This window comes from Eggerthella sp. BIOML-A4, assembly GCF_009875575.1.
In the GTDB taxonomy this organism is placed as follows: domain Bacteria; phylum Actinomycetota; class Coriobacteriia; order Coriobacteriales; family Eggerthellaceae; genus Eggerthella; species Eggerthella lenta.
On the sequence record NZ_WWRX01000004.1, the window covers coordinates 308803 to 314441 of the forward strand.

Genomic DNA, 5639 nt, shown 5'->3' on the forward strand with positions numbered 1-5639 from the left:
GCCCGTCCTCGGACGGGCCGCCGTCGTTTCCGGAGGAGCTCGGTGCGAAGCGGCCTTCCATTGAGCTCGGCGCTTGAAAACGGCGTGCGAGCGTGCCTCGGTGCGCTCGATGCTCTCCATGAGGAAGGGGCCTGAACGCGCTGTAACGTTCCTTTCGGGTTGAAGCCATCGCAGCGTGGAAGAAGGCCTGCGGAAGCCGGATGCCGCTTCGCCCGTCTGCTGCCCGTGTTTAACAGGAAAGCCCTTAGCGGAGTCACAAAAGTCACCGCTGTGAAGAGGGATCCGGGCTCTGAAGCGCCCAGGGATGGCATTCGGCATCCTTCCGATCTTGCATGTCGCGCGTTTGCGCAGGTCAGTGATCGCGACGGCGGCGGTTTCCCTTGCATCGAGCTTCACAGCGGTGACTTTTGTGAGTCGGTGTCCGATTCCGCTGCTGAAACGACGTTGGGCTCGCTTGGCGGTGCTCGATTCCGCTGCTGAAGCGAGGTCAGGATCGCACGGCGGCGCGCAACGGCCGATCCGGCGGGTTGCGTCGGCGCCTGCCGAGACGATTGCCGGGGGAGGGCGGCCTTTGGGCTCGATTCCGCTCAGGTACGTTGCGGACCCTCGTTCGACGTTTTCTCGTCTCTACCGTTCGCTCCCTTCCGAATGCCGCTCGCGAACGTCCTCTGTTCCGTAATTGTTACCCATGGTGCACCAATCGAGGAAACAGTACCGTTCGTGTAAACAGTTGGCAACGAGGACGGCGGTTCGACGCGCAAGGGTGTATCTTCATGGCAACGGCCTTAGGGGCCGCGCAGCGGGCATGCGATGCGTCGCCCGCCGCCGGATGCGCGTTGGGAGACGGTGCGAAGGCGGGGGCGGGAAGCGGCATGCAACACTCATGCGAAAGGAAGTACCCATGAACAACCCTGCTCAGAAATCCTATCAGCTCTACATCGGCGGCGAATGGGTCGACGCGTCGGACGGCGGCACGCTCGACGTGTACTGCCCCGCCAACGGTGAACAGCTTTCCGTTATTGCCGATGCCACCAAGGAAGACGTCGACCGCGCGGTCGACGCTGCTTGGGAGGCGTTCGAAACCTGGAGCAAGACCACGAAGGCCGAGCGCGCTATTATCTTGAACAAGGTGGCCGACCTCATCGAAGAGAACGCCGAGAAGCTCGCTTTGTTGGAGTCGCTGGACAACGGCAAGCCCATTCGCGAGACGCGCGCCATCGACGTGGCGTACTCGGTCGATCATTTCCGTTACTTCGCCGGCGTGCTGCTGGCCGATACGGGAGAGGCCGACATGCTTCCGGGCAACATGATGTCGCTCGTGCTGCACGAGCCCATCGGCGTCGTCGGTCAGATCGTGCCGTGGAACTTCCCGTTCCTTATGGCGGCTTGGAAGCTGGCCCCCGTGCTGGCCGCCGGCGACTGCACGGTGTTCAAGCCCTCGTCCACGACCTCGCTTACGGTGCTCGAGCTGGCGAAGCTCACCGAGGGCGTCATCCCGGCCGGCGTGTTCAACGTGGTCACGGGCCGCGGCTCGAAGTCGGGTCAGTACATCCTCGACAACCCGAAGATCAGCAAGCTGGCCTTCACCGGTTCCACCGAAGTGGGCCGCGATGTCGCTCGCGCAGCGGCCGAGCGCCTTATCCCGGCCACGCTGGAGCTGGGCGGCAAGTCCGCCAACATCATCTTCCCCGACGCCAAGTGGGACATGATGCTGGACGGCATCCAGTTGGGCATCCTGTTCAACCAGGGCCAGGTATGCTGCGCCGGCAGCCGCATCTTCGTGCACGAGGACATCTACGACAAGTTCGTGCAGGACGCGTGCGAGGCGTTCGGCAAGGTGAAGGTTGGCCTGCCTTGGGAGGATGACACCCAGATGGGCAGCCAGATCGACCAAAACCAGATGAACAAGATTCTCGAGTACGTCGAGATCGCCAAGCAGGAGGGCGGCCGCGTTCTCTGCGGCGGGGAGCGTGCGACCGAGGGCGAGCTCGCCAAGGGCGCGTTCCTGAAGCCGACGCTCATCGAGGTGCCGAACAACTCCTGCCGCGTTGCCCAGGAAGAGATTTTCGGGCCCGTGGCCGTGGTCATCAAGTTCAAGGACGAGCAGGAGGTCATCGACCTGGCCAACGACTCGGTGTACGGTCTGGGCGGCGCTGTCTGGACCCGCGACATCAACCGCGCCTTCCGCGTTGCGCAGGGCGTCAAGACCGGGCGCATGTGGGTGAACACCTACAACCAGATTCCGTCCGGTGCGCCGTTCGGCGGCTACAAGGAGTCCGGCATCGGCCGCGAGACGCACAAGGTGATGCTCGAGCACTACACCCAGACGAAGAACATCATGATCAACCTGGGCGAAGAGCCGAGCGGCTTCTACCCGGCGAAGTAATGCGCATTCGATAGCTCTTACTGTATGCAGGCGGCCTTCGGGTCGCCTGCTTCACGTTCTGTCGTTTATTGCGTGTTCGGTCTACAGCATGCGTCTGAGTTGCTGCTCTTTGATCTCGTTCTCAAGCGATGAGTGAACGATATTGCAAAACGGCCCCACGCCTTCCATGATGTCGTGCTTCTTCGGATTGACCGTCTGGCCGATAAGATAGGACAAAAACGCTCCCGTGTAGATCTCGGCAAGGAAATCAACGCTCTCTTCCCTAAGGTGGCGGTTGCTTAAAATGAAACGCACGTCGTCTTTGAGGGCGGGCACGTAAAGCCGGTACAGGTAGTCTCGAAGGCTGTTCTGCCCGCTGTCGTGTAGCACTTTGGCGTAATAGCTCCTTCGGGCTTCGAAACAGTCGGCCAGCGTCTGAAAAAATCCTGCCTGATCAAGCGATCTCACGCCCTTCTTGTTGAACATATAGTAAGGATGCTGCGCGAGCGGGTCTTTCCCTGTTTCATCGTGTTCGTACACCAACAGGTTCTCGTCGAAGCGTTTACGGAGCAACATTCCTAAATCGCAACGGAATATCCAGGCGATGAGATGATTCTTGTCGACGAAATGATAGTAGAAGGTTTTGCGGTTCTTCCCCGAAGCGGCAACGATATCCGATACGGCTATCTTTTCGGGGGGCTCGTGCTCGGTAAGCGACACGAACGTTTCTGCGATGAGCGACATGGTGTTCATCGAGCCCATGACGACCTCCTTGTACGTGGAGCGCGGTTCTTCCGGTAGGCTCTCTGCGGATTTCCTCGCCGGTTGCCTGTTGTTGATTATACGAGGTTTTTGGTGAAGTGTTAGACAGAAACGACGATATGTTGGTATGCGATGAGTCGTGTTGTACGGGCTTTCTCTATGAATTAGCCGCCTCCCCATAGATTCTCTCTATGTCTCTTCCCTTGTAACTGCAGTTTCCCTTCGCAAAGTCGGACGAAAACGGGTCGATGTCCGTTACGCGACTAAATATTGCAACAGATCGAAGTATTTGGGTATCCATGACGAGTGATGGCGAGCGTATGCTTGCAGCAGGATCCGTCGGGAACGAGTCGACGGTTCAAGAGGCGCCTATGAAACCCTTACGAGGAGGATACCATGGACTTTGCTATGACCGACGAGCAAGAGCTGCTCCTGGAAAGCGTTCGCGAGTTCTGCGATCGGTATTTCACCGAGGACGTCATCAAAGAGATGTACGAGACTGGCGACATGCCTGACGAGATCGCCGAGGCGTATCGCGATGCGGGCTTCGGTCTTATGGGCATCCCCGAGGAATACGGTGGAATTCCCTGCGACAAGGTCACGCTCGGCATGATGATCGAGGAGCTGTATCACTCCAGCGGGTGCAACCATATCCTGTATCAGAACTCCCTCACGGCGTTCGATATCGTCGAATTCGGCACGCCGGAGCAGATTCAAAAGTACATGGACGCGTACATGGAAACCGGATGGCCGCTGTGCTCGCTTTCCATCTCCGAGCCCGGTGCCGGCTCTGACAACCGCAACATGTCGTGCACGGCCAAAAAGCAGGATGACGGGACGTATCGTCTGAACGGGCAGAAGACGTGGGTGACCATGGGGGCCAAGCTTCCGTACACCATCGTCGTGGCCAAAGACGAAGATCCGTCACGAGAGAACGACAAGATGTCGCTGTGGATGATCGAGATGGATCGTCAGGGCGTTTCCACGGCTGGCCTGCATAAGATCGGCCAGCAGTGCATCCCGTTCTGCGAGGTGTATTTCGACGACGTGGTGCTGACGGAAGAGGATCGCGTCGGCACGCCGGGCGAGGGCTTTATGATGGTCATGAAGAATTTCGAGGTGGAGCGTGCTCTGCTGGTTGCCGAGCAGCTTGGCCTCGCTCAGGCCGCCATGGAAGACGCGGTGACGTACGCCAACCAGCGCATCGCCTTCAACAAGCCCATTGCCAATTTCCAGATGACGCAGGAGAAGCTCACTGAAATGGAGATCCGCCTGCAGAACACCCGCAATATGCTGTACAAAACGCTGTGGGAGCTCGACAACGACGTTTCAGTGCAGCTCGACTCTGCCCTGTTGAAGCGTTACGGCTGCACGGAGTGCTTTAACGTCGCTGACATGGCGCTGTCTATCTTCGGCGGTATCGGCTATACGACCGAAGTGCGCGTTGGGCGCATCTGGGCTGATTGCCGTGGCAACCTGTTCGGTGGCGGTACGCCTGAAATCATGGCGTACATTGCCGGTCGTCAGGTGGCGAAGAAATACCGCGCATAAGCGCCATCCTCTGAATGTAGAACGAAAGGAAGGTAAGCATGAACATCGTGGTTTGCTGCAAGGTCGTTCCCGACGACCAGGATATCCAGGTTGCCGCCGACGGCACACTGGACTACTCGAAGGCCAAGCCGATCGTGTCCGCCTACGACCTGAACGCCATCGAGGCCGCCGCCCAGCTGGCTGACGGCGGGCGCGTGGTGGCGGTGACGGCGGGCCCTGCCGACATCGACGACTCCAAGCTGAAGAAGAACATCCTCGCCCGCGGCGTCGACGAGCTGTACATGACGGCCGACGACGCGTGCAAGGGCCTTGACGCGCATGCCGCTGCCGCCGCGCTGGCCGACCTGGTGGCGAAGGCGGGCGAGTACGACCTGATCCTGTGCGGCGACGGTTCCGCCGACGACTACGCGCAGCAGGTGGACGTGCAGCTGGCCGCGCGTCTGGGGCTGCCCTCCGTCAACGGCGCGACGAAGATCGAGGCGGGCTCCGGCTCGGTCACGGTCGAGCGCACGCTCGAGGACGTGGTGGAGGTCGTCGAGGCGCCGCTGCCGTGCGTCGTGTCGGTCGCTCCCGACATCGCGCTGCCCCGCATCCCCGGCATGAAGGACATCCTCGCCGCCGGCAAGAAGCCGATGGGCGTGGCCGGCGCCGACGGCGCCTACGAGAGCGCCCTCGAGGTCCTGTCCTGCAAGGCCCCCGAGCAGGCCGAGCGCAAGCTCGAGGTCATGGACGCCTCCGAGGACGGGGCGATCGAGAAGTTCGCGGCGGCCCTCAAAGCGGCCCTGTAGTCGAAAGGTGGAACCACAATGAAAGCACTCGTTATCGCTGAACGCGCGGATGCCGCTCGGGAGCTTTGCGCCGGCGCCCGCACCATGGCCGACGAGGTCGTGCTCGTCTCCTTCGGCGAGGCCCCCGAGGCCGTCGCCGATAAGATCGCCCGCATCTCCGTGCCGGAAGGGAC

4 protein-coding genes and 1 pseudogene are annotated in these 5639 nt (G+C 60.6%); 4 read left to right on the plus strand and 1 reads right to left on the minus strand.

Annotated features, from left to right (window positions below; translation table 11 throughout):
• Nucleotides 1–901: 901 nt before the first annotated feature.
• A complete protein-coding gene (locus GT613_RS05365; protein WP_009609300.1) occupies nt 902–2386 on the plus strand; it encodes an aldehyde dehydrogenase family protein in 1485 nt (494 codons plus the stop codon).
• A gap of 81 nt (nt 2387–2467) precedes the next feature.
• On the opposite strand, the gene GT613_RS05370 is transcribed toward GT613_RS05365, so the two are convergent.
• Complete coding sequence (locus tag GT613_RS05370) at nt 2468–3127, minus strand: TetR/AcrR family transcriptional regulator C-terminal domain-containing protein (RefSeq protein ID WP_161172545.1); 660 nt, start codon at nt 3125–3127, stop codon at nt 2468–2470.
• A 396-nt stretch (nt 3128–3523) separates the two neighbouring features.
• Here GT613_RS05370 and GT613_RS05375 point away from each other — a divergent pair, with 396 nt between their 5' ends.
• From GT613_RS05375 to GT613_RS15450, 3 genes and pseudogenes are all read left to right on the plus strand, one after another.
• Nucleotides 3524–4678 carry an acyl-CoA dehydrogenase family protein gene (locus GT613_RS05375; protein WP_161172546.1) on the plus strand — a complete coding sequence of 385 codons (1155 nt, stop codon included), beginning with the start codon at nt 3524–3526 and terminating at the stop codon, nt 4676–4678.
• Nucleotides 4679–4716: 38 nt separating this feature from the next.
• A complete protein-coding gene (locus GT613_RS05380) occupies nt 4717–5466 on the plus strand; it encodes an electron transfer flavoprotein FixB (protein WP_009609244.1) in 750 nt (249 codons plus the stop codon).
• An 18-nt stretch (nt 5467–5484) separates the two neighbouring features.
• Nucleotides 5485–5639, plus strand: a pseudogene (locus GT613_RS15450) (electron transfer flavoprotein subunit alpha/FixB family protein); the annotation flags it as partial.

What these genes read in the sequence shown, in the direction of transcription:
- GT613_RS05375 (WP_161172546.1), top strand. Translation starts at nt 3,524, where the DNA reads ATGGACTTTGCTATGACCGACGAGCAAGAGCTGCTCCTGGAAAGCGTT.
- GT613_RS05370 (WP_161172545.1), bottom strand. Translation starts at nt 3,127, where the DNA reads ATGGGCTCGATGAACACCATGTCGCTCATCGCAGAAACGTTCGTGTCG.
- GT613_RS05365 (WP_009609300.1), top strand. Translation starts at nt 902, where the DNA reads ATGAACAACCCTGCTCAGAAATCCTATCAGCTCTACATCGGCGGCGAA.
- GT613_RS05380 (WP_009609244.1), top strand. Translation starts at nt 4,717, where the DNA reads ATGAACATCGTGGTTTGCTGCAAGGTCGTTCCCGACGACCAGGATATC.